Source organism: Methylobacterium sp. 142-1Y, from assembly GCF_057747795.1.
On sequence record NZ_CM173224.1, the window covers coordinates 2,680,365 to 2,703,233 of the forward strand.

Genomic DNA, 22,869 nt, shown 5'->3' on the forward strand with positions numbered 1-22,869 from the left:
GCCTGCGAGGTTCCGATGCAGCCCGCTACCGTCCCGGACGTGACCTTCCACACCCGCATCCGGAACGACGCCCTCGGCGGCCCCAATCCGTTCGAGTGGAAGGATCTCACCTCGGCCGACGTGTTCGGCGGCCGCAACATCGTGCTGTTCGCGCTGCCCGGTGCCTTCACGCCGGCCTGCTCGGACGACCACCTGCCCGGCTACGAGCAGCATGCCGACGATTTCGCCGCACTCGGCATCGACCAGGTGATCTGCCTGTCGGTCAACGACGCCTTCGTGATGTTCCAGTGGGCGAAGTTCAAGGGCATCGAGAAGGTGTTCATGCTGCCCGACGGCAATGCCGACTTTACGCGCCAGATGGGGATGCTGGTCAAGCGCGGCCGCCAGGGTATGGGGATGCGCAGCTGGCGATACTCCATGCATGTCGAGGCCGGCACGATCCGGAAGATGTTCATCGAGCCCGGCTTTCGCGACGATCCGCCGGGCGTCGGCCTCACGGTCTCGGATGCCGGGACGATGCTTGAGTATCTCAGGAGCCGCTGAGAGAGCGTCTGCCTGCGGCCGTCAGCACGATCCGGGCGGCGCTGCGGCTCGGGTCGTCGCCGTCGGGCAGCCGCATCGTGGCGTCGAGGCGGGCGAGCGCGGCCTCCTGCGCCGCCCGGGCCGGGCCGTCGGGCAGGAGCGGGCCGAGGGCCGCCGCCAGGCGATCCGGCGTGCAATCCGACTGGATCAGTTCGGGGATCGCGTTCTCGCCCAGGATCAGGTTCGGCAGCACGATCGTCGGCACCTGGATCAGGCGGCGGACGATCACCTCCTCGATCTTCGGCACCTGGTAGGCCACCACCATCGGCACGCCGGACAAGGCGAGTTCGAGGGTCACGGTGCCCGACGCCGCGAGTGCCGCCCGGGCGTGGCGGAAGGTCGTGAGCTTGGCGGCCTCGCCGTCGATCAGGCGCGGGGTCACCGGCCAGGCGGCGGCAAGGCGCTCGATCAGGGCGCGGTGGCGGGCGACGGCCGGCAGCTCGACCGTGACGGCGTGGCCCTGCGCCCGGAGCTTGGCGAGGGCCGCCCCGAAGATCGGCATCAGCCGCTCGATCTCGGTGCGGCGCGAGCCCGGCAGCACCGCGAGGACCGGGGAGGGGCCCTGCCGGGCCGCCTGCTCGGCGGGGCCCGGGCGCAACTCGCTCAAGCGCTCGATCAGGGGATGACCGACATAGGTGCAGGCCGGACCATCGAGGCGGCGATGGGCGTCGGGCTCGAACGGCAGCAGGGCGAGCACATGGTCGATGTAGCCGCGCATGGTCTTCGCCCGCCACGGGCGCCAGGCCCAGACGCTCGGGCTGACGTAATCGACCACGGGGAGACCCGGCAGCTGCCGCCGCACCCGGCTCGCCACCGCATGGGTGAAGCCCGGGCTGTCGATGATCACGAGCACGTCGGGACGGGCCGCCACGCAGGCCCGCACGGTCTGGCGGATGCGCCGCATCAGGAGGCGGATGCGGGCGGCGACCGCGAGGTAGCCGATCACCGCCACGTCCTCGAGCGGGAACAGCGATTCCATCCCCTCCGCCGCCATCGCGTCGCCGCCGACGCCCGCGAGGGTGAACGGCCGGTCCGAGAGGCCGCGCAGCGAGCGGATCAGCTTGGCACCGAGCTGGTCGCCGGATTCCTCGCCCGCCACCAGCCAGATCGTGAGAGGACGCTCGCTCAACGGGAGGGCTCCGGGTCGGGCGGCCAGGAAGCGGGAGGCAAGAAATCGGGAGGCAAGAAATCGGGAGGCGAGGAAGCGGGAGGCAAGCCGAGGAGGAAGAGGCCGAGGCGGTCGGCGAGCGCCACCGTCTCCGCCCGGTCGAGCACCAGGGTGTCGCCGGCCCCGACCGCGATGCCGAGGCAGCCGGCCTCCGCCGCGCGGCGCACGGTGCGCGGGCCGATCGCCGGCAGGTCGACCCGGAGGTCCTGGCCGTCCTTCGCGCGCTTCACCAGCACCATCCCGGCGGGCGGACGCCCGAGGCCGAGGGGGCGGCGGGCGAGCGCCCGGGCGCGGGCGAGCATCCGGTCGGTGCCCTCCGGCCCCTCGACCGCCAGCACCCGCCGGCTCGCCACCACGGCGGCTTGTCCCACATCGTGCGGCGACAGGCTGGCGAGCAAGGCCCGGCCGGCCTCGACCGAGGCCTCCGATGCCGCGTCGGGCCCGAGGGTGCCGAAGCGGCCCCGCGGCGCCATCAGCCCCGGCGCGAGGTCGCGCACGCCGAGCACCTGCAATCCGTGTTCTTCGAGGAGCGCCAGCACGCCGCGCAGCAGGTGGTCGTCGCCGCCCGAGGCCAGCGAGCGAAGCGCCTCGCGGTTGCGATAGGCGGCCAGCGTGTTGAGGAGGGCGGCCGGGCTCGGCCGCGCCACGGCCCCGGCGAGGGTCACCCCGGCGGGCGCCCAGGCGCACAGGGTGTCGAGGGCGCCGCGCACGTCGAGGAGATCGACCGTGGCATCGGCCCGCCGCCGGGTCGCCGGATCGGCGAAGCCCCGGATCGCCAGCACGCGGCAGGAGCGCCCGGCCCCCTCGAGCGCGGCCGCGATGAGGAGCGGCAGCCTGCCGGCCCCGGCCACGATCGCGACCGGGCGCGCCGGCCGCGCAGCCGGTACGGCCTTCGCCGCCGCGGCGGCCATCACGCGGCGCTCCTCACGCGGCGCCCATCAAGCAGGACCCGGGGCCTCGCGCGGGGTGCAGACCGAGCGCTTGCCGCCCTCGCGGATGAAGGCCAGGATCTCCTGCACGATCGGGTGCTGGTCGAATTCCGCCGCCACGTCCTCGACCCTCTCCATCAGGGTTCCTTCGAGGGCGAACAGCAGGCGGTAGGCCTTGCGCAGCGCGTGGATCTCCTCGCGGGAGAAGCCGCGGCGCTGCAGCCCGATGATGTTGAGCCCCGAGAGATGGGCGCGGTTGCCCACCGCCATGCCGTAGGGAATCAGGTCGTTCTCCAGCCCCGACAGGCCGCCGACGAAGGAATGCGCGCCGACCCGGGCGAACTGGATCACCGCGGCGCCGCCGCCGAGGATCGCGTAGTCGCCGACCTGGCAATGGCCGGCCAGCATCACGTTGTTGGAGAACACGACGTGGCTGCCGACCCGGCAATCGTGGCCGACATGGCTGTTGGCGAGGAAGGCGCAGCCATCGCCCACCACGGTGGCGAGGCCACCGCCGGCGGTGCCGGGATTCATCGTCACGCCCTCGCGGATCTGGCAATCGGCGCCGATCGTCAGGGTCGAGTCCTCGCCGCGGAACTTCAGGTCCTGCGGCGGGTGTCCGATCGACGCGAAGGGGTAGATCCGGGTGCGCGAGCCGACCGTGGTCCGGCCGGCCACGACGACGTGGCTCACGAGCTTCACGCCGTCGCCGAGCCGGGCCTGCGGCCCGACATGGCAGAACGGGCCGATCTCGACGCCGGCGCCGATCACCGCGCCGTCCTCGACCACCGCGCTCGGGTGGATGCGGGTCTCGGATGCCTCGCTCATTCGGTCACCAGCATCGCGCCGATCTCGGCCTCGGCCACCAGCACGCCGTTCACCTTGGCCTCGCCCTTGAACCACCACATGAAGCGGCGGTTGCTGGTCTTGCGCATGTGGTACTCGACCACGTCGCCCGGCATGACCGGCTTGCGGAACTTCGCCTTGTCGATGGTCATGAAGAAGACCTTGCTCGGCTTGGCGTCGCCCTTGAGCTTGTGCGCGCAGCAGATCGCGCCGGCGGTCTGGGCCATGCCCTCGATCAGCAGCACGCCCGGGAAGACCGGGGCGGCCGGGAAGTGGCCGGTGAAATGCGGCTCGTTGATCGTGACGTTCTTGATGCCGATGCAGCTCTCGTCGCGGTCGATCTGCACGATCTTGTCGATCATCAGGAACGGGTAGCGGTGGGGCAGGAGCTCCATCACCCGCAGGATGTCGGCCGTACCCAGCTCGGCAGGCATCTCGGTCATGGTGTCAGGCTCCCTCATGGCTGCCCCGGATACGCTCCGGACGTCCGGTGCGCCGTCTTTGGCGAGAAGCGCCGCGGATGCAAGCGATTTGCGGCGGGAGCGGGGCGACGGTATCTCCGCCGATGGATGCCCCGCCCCGGGGCCTCAGCCCTCGCCCGCCTCGTCGCGGCTGCGCGCCGCCAGGTTCTTGAGCGTCGTCATCTCGCGGAACCACTCGCGCACGGGCTTGGCCGGCGTGCCGCCCCAGCGGGAGCCCGCCGGCACGTCCTTGTTGACGTTGCTCGACCCGGCGATCTGCGCGCCCATGCCGATGCGCAGGTGGCCGACCACCCCGACCTGGCCGCCGAGCACGACGTAATCCTCGAGCGTCGTCGAGCCCGAGATGCCGACCTGGGCGACGATCACGCAGTGGCGGCCGATGACGACGTTGTGGGCGATCTGCACCAGATTGTCGATCTTGGTGCCCTCGCCCACCACCGTGTCGCGGCTGGCGCCCCGGTCGATGGTGGTGTTGGCGCCGATCTCGACGTCGTCCTGGATGATGACGCGGCCGACCTGCGGCACCTTGAGGTGGCCGCCCGGCCCCATGGCGAAGCCGAACCCGTCCTGACCGATGCGGGCGCCGCCATGCACGATCACCCGATTCCCTAAGAAGGCATGCAGCACCGAGGCGTTGGGGCCGATGGCGCAAGACCGACCGATCCGCACGTTCGGCCCGACGACGCAGCCCGCCGCCAGCACCGTCTCGGCACCGATCTCGGCCTGGGGCCCGATCACCACGCCGGGATCGACCACCACGCCGGGTTCGAGCCGGGCGGTCGGGTGGACGAAGGAGCCGGGCGACACGCCGGTGGCCCCGAACAGGGAGGTCGGACGCGCCGCGCTCGGGAACAGGCGGGCGAGCACCGTCGCGAAGCTCCGATAGGCCTGCGGCGTCACCAGCGCCACCGTGCCCTCGGGCACCCGGGCGGCGAAGCGCGGGGTGACCAGGCAGGCGCGGGCCCGCGTCGCCGCCAGGGCCCCGGCGTATTTGGCGTTGTCCATATAGGCGAGGTCGTCGGGGCCGGCGCTCTCGAGGGGGCTCGCCGCGCGGATCACCGCCTCGCCGTCGGCGCCCGGCGGCAGGGGCGCGCCGGAGAGCGCCGCGATCTCGTGCAGCGAGACGGGCCCCGCGAGGGGGAAGAAGACCGGTTCCGACATCGCCTGCATCCGCCAAGAGCATTTTCCGACGAAGTGGATACCGGTTCGTCGAAGAAAATGTGTCAAAATCAAAGACTTGGAGCACCATCCGATCGTCGCGATCGGATGGTGCTCCAAGGCCCCGCGGGCCGGATCGCGCCGGGCCGCTAGATCCTCCCGTCGAGGGGAGGGCGCCCGGACTACCCGGTCGCGACGGAGGGCACAAACGAAAACAGCCGCGGAGCGATCTGCTCCGCGGCCGTCGATCGAGAGGCGGGCGCCGTCGGCGCCCGCCGGATGGGAGTTAGAAGCGCGAGCCGCCCGAGAAGCGGAACGCCTGCGTCTGGTCCTTGCCGACCCGGCCGTAATAGGTGCCGTCGGCGCCGAAGACCTTCTGGCCCTCGTCCTTCGAGAGGGCATAGGCGTAGTCGAAGCGGATCGGGCCGAGGGGCGAGTTCCACAGGATCGACGCACCGACCGACGAGCGGATCGTCTGCTTGTCGCGGACGTTCACGCATTCCGGTTCGACGCCGATATTGAGCGCGTTGAAGTTGCAGCCGCCGGTCGGGCTGAAGCCGTTGATGAAGCCGTCGCCGTTGACGTCGAAGGTGCGGCGGCCCTTGTAGCCGAACAGCGTACCGGCATCGGCGAAGAGCGCGCCCTTCAGGCCGAGATCGCGGGGCAGGCCCCAGATCGGGAACTGCACCTCGACCGAGGCGCCGACATAGGTCGTGCCGCCGATCGCATTCGAGCGGGCATCGGCCGAGCCGACGTCGCGCGGGCCGATGCCGTTCGGCGCGAAGCCGCGCACCAGCGACGGGCCGAGGAAGAACTGGTCGGTGACGCGGAGCGCGTTGCCCTCGGTCGGCAGGACGTGACCGCCCTGGAACTTCACGAAGCCGACGACGTCCTCGTACAGCTCCTTGTAGTACCGGGCCTCGCCGGTGACGCGGAAGAACTTCGAGTCGCCGCCGATGCCGGCATATTCGGGCTTCACCTCGCCGTAGAAGCCGTTGCGCGGCAGCTGCAGGTTATCGAGGGTCGAGTAGGCGAGGGTCACGCCGGCGAGCGAGGTCAGCGTCGAGCCGACCGCCTCCTTCAGCGCGATCGAGGCCTCGCCGTCATAGGCGCAGTTCGGGTACCTCGCCAGCCCGCCGACATTCTGGCCGTTGAGGATCGTGCCCGGGTCGTAGGTGGCGGTGTAGCCCGGGATCGGCACCGAGCAGTCGTTGTACGGCCGCTTCAGGGTGTTCGGGATCTTCAGGTCGGTGTTGTAGATCGAGTAGCGCAGCGTGATGCCGAACTCCTCGGTGATCGGCAGGCCGAGGCGGAGCTGGCCGCCGACCACGTCGGTCACGTAGCGCGAGTAGCGGGTCTGGTCGCTGTACTTGTTGAAGACGTCGAAGCCGGCCGCCAGGCGGTAGCCGAGGAAGTACGGCTCGGTGAACGAGAAGTCGACGCCGCGGGTGTACTGGCCGGCGGTGCCGGCGAGGCGGACATACTGGCCGCGGCCGAGGAAGTTCGACTCCGAGACCGAGACCTCGCCGATGATCCCGTCCGCCGTCGAGTAGCCGCCGGCGACCGAGAACGAACCGGTCGGTTGATCCTCGACATCGATGTTCACGACGACGCGGTCGGGCGCCGAGCCCGGCTCGTTGGAGAACCGCACCTTCTTGAAGAAGCCGAGGCCGTTCAGGCGCCGCTCGGCGCGGTCGATCAGCACGCGGTTGTAGGCGTCGCCCTCGGTGAGGTCGAGCTCGCGCCGCACGACGTAGTCACGGGTGCGGGTGTTGCCGCGGACGTTGATGCGCTCGATGTAGACCTTCGGGCCGTCCTCGACGATGTAGCCGAGGGCGACGGTGCCGGTGGCGCGGTCGCGCTCGCCGGTCGGGCGGACCTGGGCGAAGGGATGGCCGTTGCGCGCCACCGTGGTGGTGACGCCGGTCAGGGTCTTCTCGACGTCCTCGGCGTTGTAGACGTCGCCCACGCCGGTGCGCAGCTCGTCGCGCAGGACGGTGCCGTCGACGCCCGGGATGCGCGAATCGACCGAGACCGCGCCGACGCGGTACTGCTGGCCTTCCTCGACCGTGATCGTGATGATCCAGCCGCCGGCGGCGTCGTCGAAGCGCGAATCGGCCGAGGCGATCCGGAAGTCGGCGTAGCCGTTCTTCAGGTAGTAGCGCCGGATCAGGTCGAGGTCGTTGGCGAGCCGGTCCGGATCGTAGACGTCGGAAGTCTTGACAAAGCTGAGGAGGTTCATCTCCGACAGCGTCATCAGGTCCTTCAGCCGACCGTCCGAATAGACGTGGTTGCCGACGAAGTTGATCGCCTTGACGCCGGTCTTGTCGCCCTCGTCGATGGTGTAGACCACGTCGACGCGGCCGTTCGGCAGATCGACGGTGCGGACCGACACCTTGGCGAGGCCGCGGCCGGCCCGGCGGTAGACTTCGCGGATCCGGTCGAGATCGGAGTTGACCTGCGCCTGGCTGTAGGGCCCGCGCGCCTTCGACTCGACGACGCCCTCGAGCGTCCCCTTCTCGACCTTCTTGTTGCCCTCGAAGAAGACGCGGTTGATCGTGTTGTTCTCGCGCACCGACACGACGATGCGGCCACCGCTATGCGACACGCGCACGTCGGAGAACATTCCGCTGGCGATCAGGTTGCGCCGGCCCTCCTCGGGCGACACGCCGACCACGTAGGAGCGGACCGTCTCCGGGTCGATCCGGGAATTGCCCTGAACGACAATCTGCTGCGCGAAGGCGCTGCCGCTGGCGGCGATGGTGGCGGCCATGACAATGGCGCCCTTCGCCGACGCACGCCGGCGCTTACCCGTCATCGACATCATAAATGGCCCGTCTCATTTTTTGTCGGCGCGGATTTACACCCGCAGACGATCACCCTCTCACAAAGGCGAAGGCCCCTGGTCCTAGCCCCGCTTCTATCGGGAATCCCCGGCGAAGCAAACGCCACGCTCCCGACCTACAGGGATTTTGCCCAGACGTTGCCTTCCTGTCACGGGCGACGGCCACGCTTTCGGCCGCCAGAGTCAGCGCGCGATGAACGCACCGCGGGCGTCAAAGCCCCGGAATGGCACGCATTTTATGAAAATTGGAACGATCTCCGGGAGAACGGTCCCCACGAAAAAGGGCCGCCCGCGCGAGCGGGCGGCCCTCTTTGCCGGAACAGGGTTTTCCCGCGCGTCAGGTGCCGCGGTTGAAGGCGGCGCCGATATGCAGGATGTCGTTCCAGGTCGCGAACAGCATCAGCATCAGCACGAGGGCGAGGCCGATGCGAAAGCCGATCTCCTGCGCCCGCTCGCTCAGGGGGCGGCCGCGCACGATCTCGACGGCGTAGAACATCAGGTGGCCGCCATCGAGCATCGGCACCGGGAAGAGGTTGATGAGGCCGATCGACACCGACAGGACCGCGATCAGCCCGACGAGCGCCCCGATGCCGCCGACCTTGGCGGCCTGCCCCGAGACCCGGGCGATGCCCATCGGGCCCGAGAGCTGGTCGGCCGATTCGCGGCCGGTGATCAGCTTGCCGATGTAGTTGAAGGTGCGGTCGACGACGAAGTAGGTCTCGGTGACGCCGATCTTCAGCGAATCGAGCGCGCCGTAGCGCACGAGCTTGACGTCGGCGGCGTCGCGCGGCCCCTGGATGCCGAGACGCCCGATGCGCTGGGTCCCGAACGGGGTCTTGTCCTCGTAGACGTCCGGGGTCGCTGTGAGCGGCGTCGTGACGCCGCCGCGCTCCACGGTGAAGTCGAGCGGGTCGCCGGCGGCGCCCGAGACGGTGCGCTGCATGTCGGCGAAGTTGTGCACGACGCTGCCGTTGATCGTCAGCACCACGTCGCCGGGCTGGAAGCCGGCGCGCTCGGCCGCGCTGCCCGCCTGCACCGCCGAGACCCGGGGCGCCACCTCGTAGCGGCCGGTGGCGTAGACGGCGCCGGCGAAGACCGCGATGGCGAGGAGGAAGTTCGCGATCGGCCCCGCCGCCACGATGGCGACCCGCTTCCAGACGTTCTGGGCGTGGAAGCTGATCGCGTGGTCGGCCGGGTTCATCCGCGCCATCGCGTCCGGATCCGGCACGCTGGCACCGTTCATGTCGCCGACGAACTTGACGTAGCCGCCGAGCGGGATCGCCGAGATCTTCCAGCGGGTGCCGCGGCGGTCGTTGAAGCCGACGAGCTCGGGCCCGAAGCCGATCGAGAAGCTGGTCACCCCGACGCCGCACCACCGCCCGACCAGGAAATGGCCCATCTCGTGGATGAACACCACGACGGTGAGGACGAACAGGAACGGCACGATGTAGCCGAGCAGGTTCGTCGTCGCACCGCCGACGACGTTGAGCAGATCCATGGTCACCTCGATGCGGCGCGGCGGGCCCTCCCTGGCCCGCTTCGCGGCCGCCTTGCCGATCCCGCACCATACAGAGTCCGGGGGCACGGGAACAGAGCACGAAACGATCGTGCGTTACCTTGACGGAAGGCCTGTGAATGGATTGCCTTGGTGGCGCTCACGCGGCGAGGGCCGCCTCGCTCCAAAGCCGCACCTCGGCGTCGATGGCGAGCGCCTCCTCGACATCGGCCGGCGCCGACGGAAAGCGCGATGCGAAATGCTCGCAGGCCCGCTCGACCAGGGCGGCGATGTCGTAGAAGCGGATTTTTTCGGCGATGAAGGCCGCGACCGCGATCTCGTTCGCCGCGTTCATCACCGTCGGCTGGGCGCCGCCCGCCGCGAGCGCGGCCTTGGCGATGCGCAGGCAGGGGAAGCGCTCCTCGTCCGGGCGCTCGAAGGTGAGGCTGCCGACCGCCGCGAGGTCGAGGGGTTTGCCGCGGGCGATCGACAGGCGGTCGCCCAGGCCCAGGCAATGCGAGATCGGGACTCGCATGTCGGGGACGTAGAGCCCGGCCGTCACCGCGCCGTCGCGCCAGGTCACGAGGGCGTGGACGATCGATTGCGGATGCACCACCGCGTCGAGCCGCTCGGCCTCGATGCCGAACAGGTGATGGGCCTCGATCAGCTCCAGCCCCTTGTTCATCAGGGTGGCCGAGTCGATGTTGATCTTCATGCCCATCGACCAGGTCGGGTGGGCGGCGGCATCCGCCGCGCTCGCAGCCGCGATCCGCTCGCGGGTCGCGGTCCGGAACGGTCCCCCTGAGGCGGTGATGGTCATCCGGGTGATGTCGTCGATCCGGCCGGTGCCGATCGACTGCTCAAGCGCGTTGTGCTCGGAATCCATCGGCAGGAGGCGGGCGCCGTATGTCTTGGCGTCGCGCATGAAGGCGTCGCCGGCGCAGACCAGGCTCTCCTTGTTGGCGAGCGCCACGGTGCGGCCCTGGCGGATCGCCGCGCAGGTGGGCGCGAGGCCCGCCGCCCCGCTCACCGCAGCCACCACGAGGTCGGCCTCGCGCGTTGCCGCCTCGATCACCGCCGAGGGGCCGGCGCCGCAGGCGATGCCGGAGCCGCCGAGCGCGTCGCGCAAAGCCGGCAAGCCGTCGGGATCGGCGATCGCGGCGAATTCGGCGTTCAGCTCGCGGGCGACGCGGGCCAGCGCCTGCGCGTCGCGGCCGCCCGCCACGGCGCCGACCCGGAACCGGTCGCGGTGCTGGTCGAGCAGGTCGGCGGTGGAGCGCCCGATCGAGCCGGTGGCCCCCAGGACGGAAACGGTGAGGGTCATGGCTGTCCCGTGAGAGTGAGGCCGACGAGCAGGAGGCCGGCGAGGAGGGCCACGGCGAAGAAGCCGTCGAGGCGGTCCATCACGCCGCCATGGCCCGGGATCAGGCGGCCGGAATCCTTGGCGCCGTAGGCGCGCTTGAGGGCCGATTCGGCGAGGTCGCCGCCCTGGCTCATCACCGAGGCGAGTGCCGACAACGCGCAGGCCAGCGGCAGCGACAGGGCCTCGGTGGCGCCGAGATGGCGCGCGCCGGCCGCCACCGCGCCGCCGACGATCGTCGCGCCGACGAGCCCGCCGCAGAAGCCCGACCAGGTCTTCTTCGGGCTCACCGCGGGCCACAGCTTCGGCCCGCCGAGCGACCGGCCGGTGAAGTAGGCGGCGATGTCGGTCGTCCAGACCACGCCGAACAGCCAGAGCGGCCCGGCGAGCCCGATCCGGGGATCGTCGCGCAGGAGCACCGGCACCAGGGCGACGACGAGGGCGCAGGCGAGGCTCGCGGGTGCCCAGATCCGCCCCGAGGCCGGCCGGGCGAGGAGCGCGAGGAGAACGAGGCCGAGAACGGTCGCAGCCGCGAGCCAGGCCGTGGATACCGGAAGCCGTGACCCCGCCACCACGCCGAGGAGCACGAGCCCGGCGATGGCGAGCAGCGGCCGGTGCGGCGCGGTGCGGGTGATGGCGAGCCACTCGCCCACCACCGCGAGACCGGCGAGGAACCAGACCACCGCGAAGATCCAGCCGCCGTTCAGCGTCGCGCCGAGCACCAGGAGACCGAGGACGATACCGGAGACCGTGCGGGCGCCGAGTTCCGTCGCGGGCCAGGCCGGGCGGCCCGTCCCGGGGGCTTTCAGACGATCGTCCGCCATCACCCCGCCCGGGCGCTGAGGCCGCCGAAGCGGCGGTCGCGGCTCTGGAACTCGCCGATCGCGGCGAGGAAGGTGGCGTGGTCGAAGTCCGGCCAGAAATCCGGCACGAACACGAATTCGGAATAGGCGGTCTGCCAGGTCAGGAAGTTCGAGACCCGCTGCTCGCCGGAGGTGCGGATGACGAGGTCGGGATCGGGAATACCGTCGGTGTCGAGGGCGCCCGTCAGCGCCGCGGCGTCGATCGCGTCGGGTGAGAGGCGTCCCTCGGCGACCGCCCGGGCAAGCGTCTGCACGGCGCGCAGGATCTCCTGGCGCCCGCCATAGTTGAACGCCACCACCAGGGTCAGCTTGGTGTTGCGGGCGGTGCGCTCCTCGGCCTCGCGCAGGAGGCCGGCGATGTCGCCCGGCAGGCCGTCGCGCTCGCCGATGATCCGCACCCGCACGCCGTTGGCGTGCAGGTCGGCGAGGTCGCGGCGCACGAACAACTTGAGCAGGCCCATCAGGTCCGCCACCTCGGCGGCGGGCCGTCGCCAGTTCTCCGAGGAGAAGCTGTAGATCGTGAGGTAGGGGATTCTGAGGTCGATCGCCGAGCGCACGGCGCGGCGCACCGCCTCGACCCCGCGGCGGTGGCCCTCGACCCGCGGCAGCCCGCGGCGCGCGGCCCAGCGGCCGTTGCCGTCCATGATGATGGCGACGTGGCGCGGCATCGCCCCGGGCGGGGCGATGCCGCCGGCCGGAGTGGGGCAGGGCGCCGAACGGCCCTGGTCCAAGGAATCCTGGCCCTGGCCTGCCCCCAGCAGGGTCACCGTCTCGCTGTCGCCTGCCATGCTGGCCCCGACCCCGGCGGAGCCGCCCTGCGGCTCCGCGCTCCCCACGCGCTCTTGTCCGTCATGCCGGCCTGGATCTCAGACCTGCATGATCTCCTTCTCCTTGGAGGCCAGGGTCTGGTCGACCTCGGCGATGTGCTGGTCGGTCGCCTTCTGCACCTGGTCGGCCTGGCGCTTCTCGTCGTCCTGGCTGATCGCGCCGTCCTTCTCGAGCTTCTTCAGGAGATCGAGGCCGTCGCGGCGGACGTGGCGGACCGCCACGCGGGCCTCCTCGGCGTATTTGTGCGCGACCTTGACCATCTCCTTGCGGCGCTGCTCGTTCATCTCGGGGATGCGCAGGCGGATGGTCTGGCCTTCGGTCATCGGGTTGAGGCCGAGGTCGGATTCGCGGATCGCCTTCTCGACCGCCGCCACCATGCCGCGGTCCCAGACCGAGACGCTGAGGAGGCGCGGCTCCGGCACGCTGATGGTGGCGACCTGCGCCATCGACATCGCGGCGCCGTAGGCGTCGACCTGGATCGGGTCGAGGAGCGAGGGCGTGGCGCGGCCGGTGCGCAGCGAGCCGAGATCGTGCTTCAGGGAATTGATCGCGCCCTGCATGCGCCGCTTGATGTCGTTGAGGTCGAAGGAGGGTGTGGCCATTCCTGCGCGTCCCGAGGCGTCTGGAGGAGAATGGGAGTGAGGGCGCGCCCGTGCCGGGGCCGCCCTGATCCGGCTTCAATGAACCAAAACCCGACCTGCCGCAAATCGTTACGAGCGGCGATCGTCCGGGTTCGGCGCCTTGCGGCGCCACCGTTACTGGGATCGGCGCCTTACGGTGCCACCAGAGTGGAGCGTGCCGCACCGGTGAGGATCGCCGTCACCGAGCTCGGCGCGTGGACCGAGCCGACGATCAGCGGCAGGCCGCCGTCGCGGGCGAGCGCGAAGGCGGCGGTGTCCATCACCTTGAGATCGCGGGCGATCGCCTCGTCGTGGCTCAGGCGCTCGTAGCGCACGGCGTCCGGGTTGGTCTTCGGATCGGCGGAATAGACCCCGTCGACCTGCGTCGCCTTCAGCACCGCGTCGCATTTCAGCTCGGCGGCGCGCAGCACCGCGGCGGTGTCGGTGGTGAAGTACGGGTTGCCGGTACCGCCGGCCAGCACCACGACCTGGCCCTTGTCGAGGTGGTGCAGGGCGGGCTGGCGGGCATAGGTCTCGCAGATCGTCGGCATCGACACCGCCGACATGGTGCGGGCGGTGACGCCGGCGGCGTTCAGCGCCGTTTCCAGCGCCAGCGAGTTCATCACCGTCGCCATCATGCCGAGCGAGTCGCCGGTGGCCCGGTCGATCCAGCCCGCCGCCGAGACCCGGGCGCCGCGGATCACGTTGCCGCCGCCGACCACGAGCGCGATCTGGAAGCCCTTCTCCACCGCCTGGACAATATCGTCGGCGAGCGAGGCGAGGGTCGGCGGGTGCAGCCAGTAGCCGTCGGGCGCGGCCAGCGCCTCGCCGGAGAGCTTCACCAGCACGCGGCGGAAGCGGGTCGAGCCTTGCTCGGGCAGAGGCTGGTCCGACGACGGAAGTTCGGGCATGGGCGCTCCTCTGGCCGCCCGCGGGGACGGCTGTCGGCGTCAGGTGTCGTTACGAGTCGGCCGGGTTCTAGCCTGTCGTTCCCGGCCCGTCGAGGCGCCGGCCCGCCGGAATCGGCAGGGGCCGGGCGCTGGGACGCGGGCACGAAAAAGGGGGACCCGCCGGGCGGGTCCCCCTCTCTCGACCTTCACGTTACGCGCGAGTCGGGCGATCCGCCCTTGAGGCGATCAGCCCTTGGCGGCCGCCGCGACCTCGGCGGCGAAGTCCGGGGCCTCTTCCTTCTCGATGCCCTCGCCGAGCGCATAGCGGACGAAGCCGGTGAGCTTCACCGGGCCGCCGGCCTTGCCCTCGGACTCCTTGAGCACCTGCGAGACGGTCTTCGACGAGTCGTGGACGAAGGGCTGATCGAGGAGGGTGACCTCCTTGTAGTAGCTCTTCAGGCCGCTCTCGACGATCTTGGCCAGCACGTGGTCCGGCTTGCCGGCGTTCTTCTCGCGCAGGATGTTGCTCTCGCGCTCGACCGTGGCGGCATCGACGCCCGAGGCGTCGAGCGCGACCGGGTTGGTCGCCGCGACGTGCATGGCGATCTGGCGGCCGAGCTGGCTGAGGACGGTCACGTCGCCGGCCGATTCGAGGGCCACGAGCACGCCGATCTTGCCGAGACCCTCGGAGACCTGGCCGTGGACGTAGGACGCGATCACGCCCTTCTCGACCGAGAGCTTGGCGACGCGGCGAAGCGTCATGTTCTCGCCGATGGTGGCGATCAGCTCCTGCAGCTTGTCCTTCACCGTGGTCTCGGCGCCCGGGAACTTGGCGGCCTCGAGGGTCTCGATGTTGTCGCCGGCGGTGAGCGCCAGCTTGGCGGCCTCGCGGACGAAGGCCTGGAAGCCGTCGTTGCGGGCAACGAAGTCGGTCTCGGAGTTCACCTCGAGCACCGCGGCGTGGTGGCCGGCGGACTCGACCGCGACCAGGCCCTCGGCGGCGACGCGGCCGGCCTTCTTGGCCGCCTTGGCGAGGCCCTTCTTGCGCAGCCAGTCCACGGCCGCCTCGAGGTCGCCGGCGGTCTCGTTGAGGGCCGACTTGCAGTCCATCATGCCCGCGCCGGTCTTCTCGCGCAGCTCCTTGACCATCGCTGCCGTGATGTTGGCCATCGTGGGATCCTCTCGATTGGCGCCCCGGCGCCACTCATCGGCGGCGCCGGTCGGCGGATAAAGGGAACCCGGCGCCGTGGCGGCGCCGGGCTTTGAAATGTCAGGTCCGCGGGACAACGCGCCCCGCATGCGATCCGTGCCGGCGTTAGGCGGCCGCGGCGGCCTCGACGAAGCCGCGGGCCTGGTTCACCCAGCCGTCGCGCTCGAAGCGGCCGTTGAGCTTCAGCTCGCCGTCGACCTTGGCGATGTCGTCGGCGGACATCGCGGCGATCTGCCAGTAGTGGTAGATGCCGGCGTCGTTGAGCTTCTGCACCAGCTGCGGGCCGACGCCCGTGAGCTTGGTCAGGTCGTCCGGCGCGCCGCGGGGGGCGGCCAGCAGCTCGAAGGGCTCGCCGACATACGGCTCGGTGACGTCGACCGGGACCACCTCGGGCTCGTTGGCGAGCGCCGGCAGCTCCTCGGCCATCGGCTCCTCGGACTCGCCGAGGTCGATGCCGAGCGCGCCCTGGCCGCGCGAGATGCCGTCGATCGCCGCGCGGGCGACGAGGTCGCAGTAGAGCGCGATGGCGCGGCCGGCATCGTCGTTGGCCGGGACCACGTAGGTGATGCCGTCCGGGTTGCAGTTGGTGTCGACGATGGCCGCCACCGGGATCTTGAGGCGGTTCGCCTCCTTGATCGCCAGCTGCTCCTTGTTGGTGTCGATCACGAACAGCAGGTCGGGCACGCCGCCCATATCCTTGATGCCGCCGAGCGCCTTCTCGAGCTTGTCCTTCTCGCGGGACAGCATCAGGCGCTCCTTCTTGGTGAGGCCCTGGCCGCCGCCGGAGAGGGTCTCGTCGACCTTGCGCAGGCGCTGGATCGAGCCCGAGATGGTCTTCCAGTTGGTCAGCGTGCCGCCGAGCCAGCGCGAGTTCACGTAGTACTGGGCCGAGCGCTTGGCCGCGTCCGCGATGGTGTCGGCCGCCTGGCGCTTGGTGCCGACGAACAGCACCCGGCCGCCCTTGGCGACGGTGTCGCTCACCGCCTGCAGCGCCTGGGCGAGCGCCGGCACGGTCTGGGCGAGGTCGATGATGTGGATGTTGTTGCGGGTGCCGAAGATGTACGACTGCATCTTCGGGTTCCAGCGGTGCGCCTGGTGGCCGAAGTGCGAGCCGGCCTCGAGCAGCTGGCGCATGGTGAAGTCGGGAAGGGCCATGGTCTTTGTTCTCTCCGGTTGTCACCGCCGCGGAGGAAGCGACCGGCGCCAGAGGCTGACGTGCCAAAGGGCCGGCCACCGGAAACGCCTCATTCAGGCATGAGGCCGGCTCCGCGTGTGGGATGGGCGGGCCTTTATCCGATCGGGGGTGGGATGGCAAGGTGAAGCGGGGCGACGGCGGCCGGTGCAGATTGCAGCCCTATCCCCGGCAGGCTACTCTCGCGATGGTGGCATTCTGGAGAGTGTCGGCCCCGTGCGGCCGTCCGTCGGCGCCGGGGTTTTGCAATTCGTCATTGTTCGCGCGAGCGCGTCTGGGCTATTCGGTTGCCGCACGGCTGCTCGCGCGCGGACCGAGATCCGGCCACAGCCGGGCGTGAGCATCGAGCATCTTACGAGGCGAGGCAGGCGGCTTTCATGACGTTTCAGTTCTGGCGCGATGCAGAGGCAGCCCGTCACGACAGGGCCGCGCTCGCCGAGGTGGCGCGCCGGGTCCTCTACACCAACTTCGCCTCTGCCGACGAGATCGCGGCCGCCCGGGTCGTGCAGATCGGGATCCTGGCGCGCGACGCCGGCCTGCGTGCGGAGGCGCTGGCGCTCTTCGACCGTATGGCCACCATCGCTCCGTCCGACATCGCGTCCAGATACGAGAAGGCCGTGCTCTTCCTGCACGAGGGCAGCCACATCGAATGTGCGCAGGTGCTGCGGCAGATCCTGGCCCATCATCCGCACGAGGATCGAACCAACCTCATGGCGGCGCGGGTCCTCCATGCCCTCGGGGCGCATGGCGAGGCATCGGCGTGCCTCGACCGCATCCCGCTCCAGGGAAGGCCAGACCGCGCGGAGTGGGAACGGCAGATCCGCATCGTTCACGACTTCGGGCGCTACGTCGCCGCCTTTCCCAGGATACAGGCCCTCGGGATGGCCGAGCGGATCGAGCGCTCGCCGACCCATATTTCGGTCGGGACGCTGGCGGAGCGGATCACGGCGGCCCTCGAGAGCCGGTCGGGCTTCAGCCTCGTCCGCGCCGGTGACGGCGAAGGGGCGTTCGCGTTCCTCGGCAACGAGGACGAGGCCGAGTACGCGCATCTCTATGTGCAGAATCGGCTCGACCGTGCCCGGGTGTGGTTCGCCGACACGGTCGATCCCACGCAACATCCCTTCCTCGGCGAAGCCTTCAGGATCACGGACGTCATCCGCGACGCCGACGTCGCCGGCATGCCCTACCCGAACTGGATACGCCACGAATATACGATCCTGAGCGTGACCGGCATCTCGTCGCTGACCAACCTGCTTCGGATCGAGCGCCGCCCCGACGCCGCGACCTGCACGCAGATGATCCATGTCGAGCTGCACAACACGAAGCTGCTCTACAAGATCATGCAGTCCCAGAAGGAAATCGGCCTGATCTCCTGTCATCCGGGCCTGCCGGAGCGGTTGAAGTCCGTCCTGGGTTACAAGGCCGTCGACTATCACCACGTGCCCGGCGAGAAGGGCCACAGCCATCTCCTCAGCGAGGAAGCCGTGGCGGGAAGCCACTGGCCGGAGCGCTACCCGCAGATCATGGATGCGCTGTCCCGACCCCTGGACGGGAGGCTCTACATCGTGGCGGCAGGCCTGCTCGGGAAGTTCTACTGCGACCGGATCAAGAAATCGGGAGGAGTCGCGCTCGATGTCGGGTCGATCGCCGATGGGTGGATGGGATCTCGGACGCGGCCCGGGCTGGAACAGCTGAGCATCGGCTGAGGATATGCCGACCGCGGCATGGTGGTGAAGCTGGATCGCTCATCGCAAAGATCGGGTGGCCTGGATCGGGTCATCGATCCAAAGCGATCGAGAGAGTGACGCGCGGATCCGGCCGTGGCGCCTCAACGAACCGAGACGAGACGGAAAATCCCCTATGAAGGCGCTGATCGTCGGAACGTCGAATTGCTTGTTGGAGGGAGGGTTCAAGAACGCCATCAACGAGTTCTTCGGACCCGAGAACGTCACCAATCTATCGCTCGGCGCCTCGTCCGGAACTTTTTTGGCATTGTTCAGATTGATGGAAGGAGTTGATTTTCAGAGCTACGATTATGTATTCTTCGACTCCCTCGTCAACGAGCAGTGGCAATTCGCCAGCGGACGCTGTCCGAGCTACCTGTGGCAGGTTGCCAGGATGTTCTATGGATCTTTGCCCGCCGGCGTTACCTACGTCTACGTTGGCTTCTGCGCCCAACCGTTCTTCACGACGGGGAATCCGATCGAGCTCCTGCATCGGTCGCTCTGTGGAGAATTCGGAATCAACTTCGTCTCGTTCCGTGATGTGCTGAATGAGTTCATCGTGTCGAACGCTCTGACGAGCGACAGCATCTATATCGAATCCGATCCATCGCACTTCATTCTGCCGATCGTTCGACGCTTGACAGGTGAGATGTTGCAGAGACTGGACCTGCTGAGCGCAAAGATACAGCGCGGTCGCGATATCAAAAAATACCTGTTTATTGATAACGTTGTCGATCAGGCTCCGAATCGAAAGGTTTATCAAACCTCTCTGCGGAGCATGGAGTATGGTATCTTCGAGAATGGATCTCGGATCAAGCTTCGGTCCGGTACATTGCTCGGCTTCGATCACTGCGAGTTGGACACCGAAGCGTACCTGTGGGTGTATGGCCGGCATTTCTTGCAGAAGGCCCTGCATTTCCGCGTCGACAAGCCTTGGATGAAGATGGCCTCGTTCAACCGGGAGGTTCCCTGTCTCGACGAATCGTATGCCGTCGTCAGTGCCGAACCCTATGCCGGTATCCCCGTCGAGCACACCGACGGCACGGTGCCGCTGGAGGCTCCGATGAGCGGACAGGCGAAGATATCGAATATGTTTTATTCGAAATTGCAAATTTCCGATATTCTGACTCTCGTCGAGCTCGACCGGGCTTCTCGCATCGAATTTTATCGGGATAACATGTGCAGGTCGCTCGTCGATCATATGAGAGAGCATGGCGACGAATTTAAGAGCCTCGCCCGAAGCACGAACTGACGTCGTTCGTCGTTCCACGGCCGATGATTGTGCCGGGTGGCGCTGTATCCTTCTCGATGCAGCGCCTGCTGCCACGGCCATGAGAGGCACACCTCGCCGGTTGCCGGGAGCGTCAACCGGCATCCCGGGAGAGTCTATGGAGTGGGGGCCCGGGACGGGCGGTTACAGCGCGCCGCTGCCCTGACGTGGATCGGGCTTCCTGATGTGGAAGGTCATATGAGCGGAAAACATAAGACGAAACAGGTTGGCGTCTCGGACCGAAAGCCCCATTCGATCTGAGAAATCTTTGAACAGGCGGTCGATATTATTGTCTCTTCTGAGCGTTTCGGATAGTGAATTTTCATCGCTGCCGCTCGTCACGACGAGGAGTCGTCTCGCCATCCAGGTAAAAACGTCGTAACTTGGATAGATCTTCTCGAGCCGCAACCCGGCGCGCTGGCAGGCCAATTTCAGCCCGTACGGAGTGAAATTGAACGTCGAATAATCATGGATCTGCTCAAGGTAGCTGACGGCACCGACCAAGGCTCCGCCCGGCTTCAAAACCCTTTCGATCTCTCCGAAAGTTTTTCCAATGTCCTGGATATGCTCGAAGACTTGAAATGAGTAGACAACATCGAATGATTCTCTCTCGTAGGGCAGAGTGAGGCCGTCATAAAAATCAATGCGCCCATCGGATAGGGCTTGGTCTCTGACCTGATCGGCCATGCCCTCCAGATAATTTACGCCGCGCCACAGATATCCAAGATTTTCGATCCAGCGTCTGGATCCGCCGGTGCCGCAGCCGAAATCGAGTATCAAGTTTCTGTCCGGCGCAACAATGGCGCGTAAAATGTCTTCAGGCGCTTTTATGAGAGTGCTATCTTGGTCGACAACGTCGCCGAGCTGAGCTGTGAAAGATCCATCCGTGGCGTAGCCGGTGCCGCTTTGAAGAATGCCCGCAATGAGCGTCTCCAAAACAAGTGCTGCAGAAATTTCACTGCGCATCGTATGTCCCCGTTTGAGAGTATAAATAACTCTCTTGTATTGTTTTTTTTAATATTGGGATCGTTTCTGATTTTTATTGAATTCGAAGGGCGCTGTCAACGTAAAGGGCCAATCGCGGAATGTGGCGTAAAAAAGTCATCGCGCGTTGGCGAGAGAGAACGAATAATAAATTCTGTGATATAAAACGAAAGACAGATGTCTATATACATGTTTATAAATTTTAACTATAATTAAATAAAATATAAAATAAAAAAATGCTTGCCGGGATGTGGGCTATGCTCGGATACATGCCTTCCGCGCGCTATCGCCATCCCGGCAGAGCGTCGATCATTCTTCTTTGAAACCGTATTCGGCCACGCCTTCCTCGTTGCCGTAATACTTGTAAGGCAGGAATTTACCCGACATCTGCAGCTTCACCCGATCGCCCTTGTTGTTGGGCTCGCGCTCCATCGTCATGTTGAAGTCGATGGCCGACATGATGCCGTCGCCGAATTCCTCCTGGATCAGCTCCTTCCAGGTGGTGCCGTAGACCATCACCAATTCGTAGAAGCGGTAGATCAGCGGGTCGGTCGGCGGCATCTGGGGAATCGAGCCGCGATAGGGGGCCTCGTTCAGCATCCGCTCCTCGGCCGCCGAGAGGCCGAACAGCGCAGCGGCCTTGGCGGCCTGCGCTTTGGGCAGCTTCATCTGGCCGAGGCAGGCGGCGGTGATCAGGATCGGCGAGATCCCGCCGATCTCGTCCTGGATGTGCTTCCAGGTCCAGCCCTTCTCGCGCTTGATGTCGAGCAGCTTTTCCGTAAGATCTTCGCGCTTCATGGGCTCTCCCCCTGGTGACCGAACCCGGACGACGATCGCCGACCGGATCTCGGTAGCGATGGGGCAAGGGGCGTGCCAGCGGGGCGGAGGCGACCGAATGCCCTAGCGCCGCTGCTCGCACAACGTCTTCACGTAGGTCCCGGCCTCGGTGCCGCGGCCCGATCCAGCCGCCATGGCGGAGCCGAGCAGCATGCATTCCTGTGGCGAATGAGCCGGCTGAGTGATCACGTCCTGGGCTGTGGCGCGGGTGCAGTCCTTCGCCGCCAGGGAGGAGGCGCAGATCAGCGTGACGACGAGGATGGTGGGCAAGGCGGCCTCCCGGCGGGGAAGGCGGTGAGATAATGCCGGACACGCCCGCGCCAACCATCGCTCCCGGCGATATCTTGCCTCAGGGAGAGGGCGCGAGGGCAGCGAGACGCGCGACGAGGCGGCGCGCCACCTCGTCCTTGGCCAGGACCGGCCAGGTCTCGAGGCCGCCGTCGCGGCCGATCAGGTGGACGCTGTTGCGGTCGCCCCCCATCACGCCGGTCGCGGCCGAGACGTCGTTGGCGACGATGAGGTCGCAGCCCTTGCGGGCGATCTTGGCCCGGGCATGGGCGATCACGTCGGTGGTCTCGGCGGCGAATCCCACCACCAGCGGCGGGCGCCCCTCGCGCCGCTGCGCGATGGTCGCCAGGATGTCGGGATTCTCGGTGAGCGCGAGGGGAGGGGGGCCGTCCGATCCCTTCTTGATCTTCTCGTCCCCGAAGGCGGCCGGGCGCCAATCGGCGACGGCGGCGGCAAAGACCGCGATGTCGGCGGGCAACGCCGCCTCCACCGCCGCCAGCATCTCGCGGGCGGTCTCGATCCGCACGACCGTGACGCCCGGGGGATCGGGCAGGGTCACGGGACCCGAGACCAGGGTCACCCGGGCGCCGGCTTCGGCGGCGGCGGCGGCGATGGCATGGCCCTGCTTGCCCGAGGAGCGGTTGGCGAGGTAGCGCACCGGATCGATCGGCTCGTGGGTCGGCCCGGAGGTGACGAGGAGGTGGCGGCCCGAAAGGGGGGTCGACTTCTGAGGCCTGGCCTCCTGCGGCCCCGCCAGCAGGGCTGCCACCGCGTCGGCGATCTCGTCCGGCTCGGCCATCCGGCCGGGACCGGTCTCGGCCTCGGCCATCCGCCCCGTATTGGGCCCCACTATCCGGACGCCGTCGCCCTCGAGCAGGGCGAGGTTGCGCTGCGTCGCCGGGTGCAGCCACATCCGCACGTTCATCGCCGGTGCGATCAGGATCGGCAGGGTCGTGGCGAGCAGCACCGTCGAGGCGAGGTCCGGCGCGTGCCCGCCGGCCATGCGGGCCAGCGTGTTGGCGGTGGCGGGTGCCACCACCACCGCGTCTGCGTCGCGGGCGAGCTTGATGTGACCGATATCGGCCTCGTCGGCCCGGTCGAACAGGTCGGTATGGGCGCGCTGGCCGGACAGGGACGCGGCGGCGAGCGGCGTGACGAATTCCTGCGCGCCCTTGGTGAGCACGCAGCGCACCGCCGCGCCGCGCTCGCGAAGGCGCCGGATCAGGTCCAGCGACTTGTAGGCCGCGATGCCGCCCCCGATGACGAGGAGGATCCGTTTGCCGTCGAGCGCGCCCATG

21 protein-coding genes are annotated in these 22,869 nt (G+C 68.2%); 3 read left to right on the forward strand and 18 right to left on the reverse strand.

Annotation, left to right across the window (positions count from 1 at the left end; genetic code table 11):
* Nucleotides 1–15: 15 nt before the first annotated feature.
* Nucleotides 16–543 carry a peroxiredoxin gene (locus AC3AOF_RS12165; protein WP_236990640.1) on the forward strand — a complete coding sequence of 176 codons (528 nt, stop codon included), beginning with the start codon at nucleotides 16–18 and terminating at the stop codon, nucleotides 541–543.
* Here the strand turns inward: AC3AOF_RS12165 and lpxB are convergent.
* From lpxB to AC3AOF_RS12235, 14 genes are all read right to left on the reverse strand, one after another.
* Nucleotides 530–1,711, reverse strand: a complete 1,182-nt coding sequence (lpxB, locus tag AC3AOF_RS12170; protein ID WP_488348665.1) for a lipid-A-disaccharide synthase — start codon at nucleotides 1,709–1,711, stop codon at nucleotides 530–532. The two genes, AC3AOF_RS12165 and lpxB, sit on opposite strands and share 14 nt — an antisense overlap.
* A complete protein-coding gene (locus AC3AOF_RS12175) occupies nucleotides 1,708–2,661 on the reverse strand; it encodes an LpxI family protein (protein ID WP_488348666.1) in 954 nt (317 codons plus the stop codon). Before AC3AOF_RS12175 ends, lpxB begins: the two co-directional genes overlap by 4 nt.
* A 27-nt stretch (nucleotides 2,662–2,688) precedes the next feature.
* A complete protein-coding gene (gene lpxA / locus AC3AOF_RS12180; protein ID WP_488348667.1) occupies nucleotides 2,689–3,507 on the reverse strand; it encodes an acyl-ACP--UDP-N-acetylglucosamine O-acyltransferase in 819 nt (272 codons plus the stop codon).
* The gene (fabZ, locus tag AC3AOF_RS12185; protein ID WP_442919368.1) at nucleotides 3,504–3,959 is read right to left on the reverse strand and encodes a 3-hydroxyacyl-ACP dehydratase FabZ; all 456 of its coding nucleotides are present in this window, start codon (nucleotides 3,957–3,959) and stop codon (nucleotides 3,504–3,506) included. Before fabZ ends, lpxA begins: the two co-directional genes overlap by 4 nt.
* Before the next feature lie 153 nt (nucleotides 3,960–4,112).
* Entirely contained in the window at nucleotides 4,113–5,168 is a 1,056-nt protein-coding gene (gene lpxD, locus AC3AOF_RS12190) for a UDP-3-O-(3-hydroxymyristoyl)glucosamine N-acyltransferase (RefSeq protein WP_236990644.1), read from the reverse strand.
* Between the two features lie 283 nt (nucleotides 5,169–5,451).
* Nucleotides 5,452–7,992 (reverse strand): outer membrane protein assembly factor BamA, encoded by a 2,541-nt coding sequence (gene bamA, locus AC3AOF_RS12195; protein WP_488348668.1) that lies wholly within the window; start codon nucleotides 7,990–7,992, stop codon nucleotides 5,452–5,454.
* Nucleotides 7,993–8,347: 355 nt separating this feature from the next.
* A complete protein-coding gene (gene rseP / locus AC3AOF_RS12200; protein WP_236990646.1) occupies nucleotides 8,348–9,508 on the reverse strand; it encodes an RIP metalloprotease RseP in 1,161 nt (386 codons plus the stop codon).
* 157 nt (nucleotides 9,509–9,665) lie between these two features.
* On the reverse strand, nucleotides 9,666–10,829 hold the full coding sequence (gene dxr / locus AC3AOF_RS12205; RefSeq protein ID WP_236990647.1) for a 1-deoxy-D-xylulose-5-phosphate reductoisomerase: 1,164 nt from the start codon (nucleotides 10,827–10,829) through the stop codon (nucleotides 9,666–9,668).
* Complete coding sequence (locus AC3AOF_RS12210; RefSeq protein ID WP_236990648.1) at nucleotides 10,826–11,689, reverse strand: phosphatidate cytidylyltransferase; 864 nt, start codon at nucleotides 11,687–11,689, stop codon at nucleotides 10,826–10,828. Before AC3AOF_RS12210 ends, dxr begins: the two co-directional genes overlap by 4 nt.
* The gene (locus tag AC3AOF_RS12215; protein WP_236992826.1) at nucleotides 11,689–12,396 is read right to left on the reverse strand and encodes an isoprenyl transferase; all 708 of its coding nucleotides are present in this window, start codon (nucleotides 12,394–12,396) and stop codon (nucleotides 11,689–11,691) included. The genes AC3AOF_RS12210 and AC3AOF_RS12215 overlap by 1 nt, the downstream gene beginning before the upstream one ends.
* A 198-nt stretch (nucleotides 12,397–12,594) precedes the next feature.
* Nucleotides 12,595–13,158, reverse strand: a complete 564-nt coding sequence (gene frr / locus AC3AOF_RS12220) for a ribosome recycling factor (RefSeq protein WP_060848115.1) — start codon at nucleotides 13,156–13,158, stop codon at nucleotides 12,595–12,597.
* 170 nt (nucleotides 13,159–13,328) lie between these two features.
* Nucleotides 13,329–14,087: a UMP kinase gene (pyrH, locus tag AC3AOF_RS12225; RefSeq protein ID WP_236990649.1), complete on the reverse strand. Its 759-nt coding sequence runs from the start codon at nucleotides 14,085–14,087 to the stop codon at nucleotides 13,329–13,331.
* Nucleotides 14,088–14,312: 225 nt separating this feature from the next.
* Entirely contained in the window at nucleotides 14,313–15,236 is a 924-nt protein-coding gene (tsf, locus tag AC3AOF_RS12230; protein ID WP_236990650.1) for a translation elongation factor Ts, read from the reverse strand.
* Nucleotides 15,237–15,381: 145 nt separating this feature from the next.
* Nucleotides 15,382–16,431 (reverse strand): 30S ribosomal protein S2, encoded by a 1,050-nt coding sequence (locus AC3AOF_RS12235; RefSeq protein WP_236990651.1) that lies wholly within the window; start codon nucleotides 16,429–16,431, stop codon nucleotides 15,382–15,384.
* A 324-nt stretch (nucleotides 16,432–16,755) separates the two neighbouring features.
* On the opposite strand from AC3AOF_RS12235, the gene AC3AOF_RS12240 reads away from it, so the two are divergent.
* Nucleotides 16,756–18,174 (forward strand): tetratricopeptide repeat protein, encoded by a 1,419-nt coding sequence (locus tag AC3AOF_RS12240; protein ID WP_488348669.1) that lies wholly within the window; start codon nucleotides 16,756–16,758, stop codon nucleotides 18,172–18,174.
* Between the two features lie 154 nt (nucleotides 18,175–18,328).
* Nucleotides 18,329–19,444 (forward strand): hypothetical protein, encoded by a 1,116-nt coding sequence (locus AC3AOF_RS12245; RefSeq protein WP_488348670.1) that lies wholly within the window; start codon nucleotides 18,329–18,331, stop codon nucleotides 19,442–19,444.
* A 162-nt stretch (nucleotides 19,445–19,606) separates the two neighbouring features.
* Here AC3AOF_RS12245 and AC3AOF_RS12250 read toward each other — a convergent pair whose 3' ends face one another.
* The 4 genes from AC3AOF_RS12250 to coaBC all read right to left on the reverse strand — a co-directional run bounded on the left by AC3AOF_RS12250 (nucleotide 19,607) and on the right by coaBC (nucleotide 22,868).
* Nucleotides 19,607–20,428, reverse strand: a complete 822-nt coding sequence (locus tag AC3AOF_RS12250) for a class I SAM-dependent methyltransferase (RefSeq protein ID WP_488348671.1) — start codon at nucleotides 20,426–20,428, stop codon at nucleotides 19,607–19,609.
* A gap of 327 nt (nucleotides 20,429–20,755) precedes the next feature.
* Nucleotides 20,756–21,244: a cyanase gene (cynS, locus tag AC3AOF_RS12255; protein ID WP_488348672.1), complete on the reverse strand. Its 489-nt coding sequence runs from the start codon at nucleotides 21,242–21,244 to the stop codon at nucleotides 20,756–20,758.
* A 102-nt stretch (nucleotides 21,245–21,346) separates the two neighbouring features.
* On the reverse strand, nucleotides 21,347–21,553 hold the full coding sequence (locus tag AC3AOF_RS12260) for a hypothetical protein (RefSeq protein WP_488348673.1): 207 nt from the start codon (nucleotides 21,551–21,553) through the stop codon (nucleotides 21,347–21,349).
* 79 nt (nucleotides 21,554–21,632) lie between these two features.
* Entirely contained in the window at nucleotides 21,633–22,868 is a 1,236-nt protein-coding gene (coaBC, locus tag AC3AOF_RS12265) for a bifunctional phosphopantothenoylcysteine decarboxylase/phosphopantothenate--cysteine ligase CoaBC (protein ID WP_488348674.1), read from the reverse strand.
* Nucleotide 22,869 lies beyond the last annotated feature (1 nt).

Coding starts and splice junctions, on each gene's coding strand:
- bamA (WP_488348668.1), bottom strand. CDS start 7,992: ATGATGTCGATGACGGGTAAGCGCCGGCGTGCGTCGGCGAAGGGCGCC.
- frr (WP_060848115.1), bottom strand. CDS start 13,158: ATGGCCACACCCTCCTTCGACCTCAACGACATCAAGCGGCGCATGCAG.
- tsf (WP_236990650.1), bottom strand. CDS start 15,236: ATGGCCAACATCACGGCAGCGATGGTCAAGGAGCTGCGCGAGAAGACC.
- cynS (WP_488348672.1), bottom strand. CDS start 21,244: ATGAAGCGCGAAGATCTTACGGAAAAGCTGCTCGACATCAAGCGCGAG.
- AC3AOF_RS12210 (WP_236990648.1), bottom strand. CDS start 11,689: ATGGCGGACGATCGTCTGAAAGCCCCCGGGACGGGCCGCCCGGCCTGG.
- rseP (WP_236990646.1), bottom strand. CDS start 9,508: ATGGATCTGCTCAACGTCGTCGGCGGTGCGACGACGAACCTGCTCGGC.
- AC3AOF_RS12165 (WP_236990640.1), top strand. CDS start 16: ATGCAGCCCGCTACCGTCCCGGACGTGACCTTCCACACCCGCATCCGG.
- coaBC (WP_488348674.1), bottom strand. CDS start 22,868: ATGGGCGCGCTCGACGGCAAACGGATCCTCCTCGTCATCGGGGGCGGC.
- pyrH (WP_236990649.1), bottom strand. CDS start 14,087: ATGCCCGAACTTCCGTCGTCGGACCAGCCTCTGCCCGAGCAAGGCTCG.
- dxr (WP_236990647.1), bottom strand. CDS start 10,829: ATGACCCTCACCGTTTCCGTCCTGGGGGCCACCGGCTCGATCGGGCGC.
- lpxA (WP_488348667.1), bottom strand. CDS start 3,507: ATGAGCGAGGCATCCGAGACCCGCATCCACCCGAGCGCGGTGGTCGAG.
- AC3AOF_RS12215 (WP_236992826.1), bottom strand. CDS start 12,396: ATGCCGCGCCACGTCGCCATCATCATGGACGGCAACGGCCGCTGGGCC.
- AC3AOF_RS12245 (WP_488348670.1), top strand. CDS start 18,329: ATGAAGGCGCTGATCGTCGGAACGTCGAATTGCTTGTTGGAGGGAGGG.
- AC3AOF_RS12175 (WP_488348666.1), bottom strand. CDS start 2,661: ATGGCCGCCGCGGCGGCGAAGGCCGTACCGGCTGCGCGGCCGGCGCGC.
- AC3AOF_RS12235 (WP_236990651.1), bottom strand. CDS start 16,431: ATGGCCCTTCCCGACTTCACCATGCGCCAGCTGCTCGAGGCCGGCTCG.
- AC3AOF_RS12250 (WP_488348671.1), bottom strand. CDS start 20,428: ATGCGCAGTGAAATTTCTGCAGCACTTGTTTTGGAGACGCTCATTGCG.
- fabZ (WP_442919368.1), bottom strand. CDS start 3,959: ATGCCTGCCGAGCTGGGTACGGCCGACATCCTGCGGGTGATGGAGCTC.
- lpxD (WP_236990644.1), bottom strand. CDS start 5,168: ATGTCGGAACCGGTCTTCTTCCCCCTCGCGGGGCCCGTCTCGCTGCAC.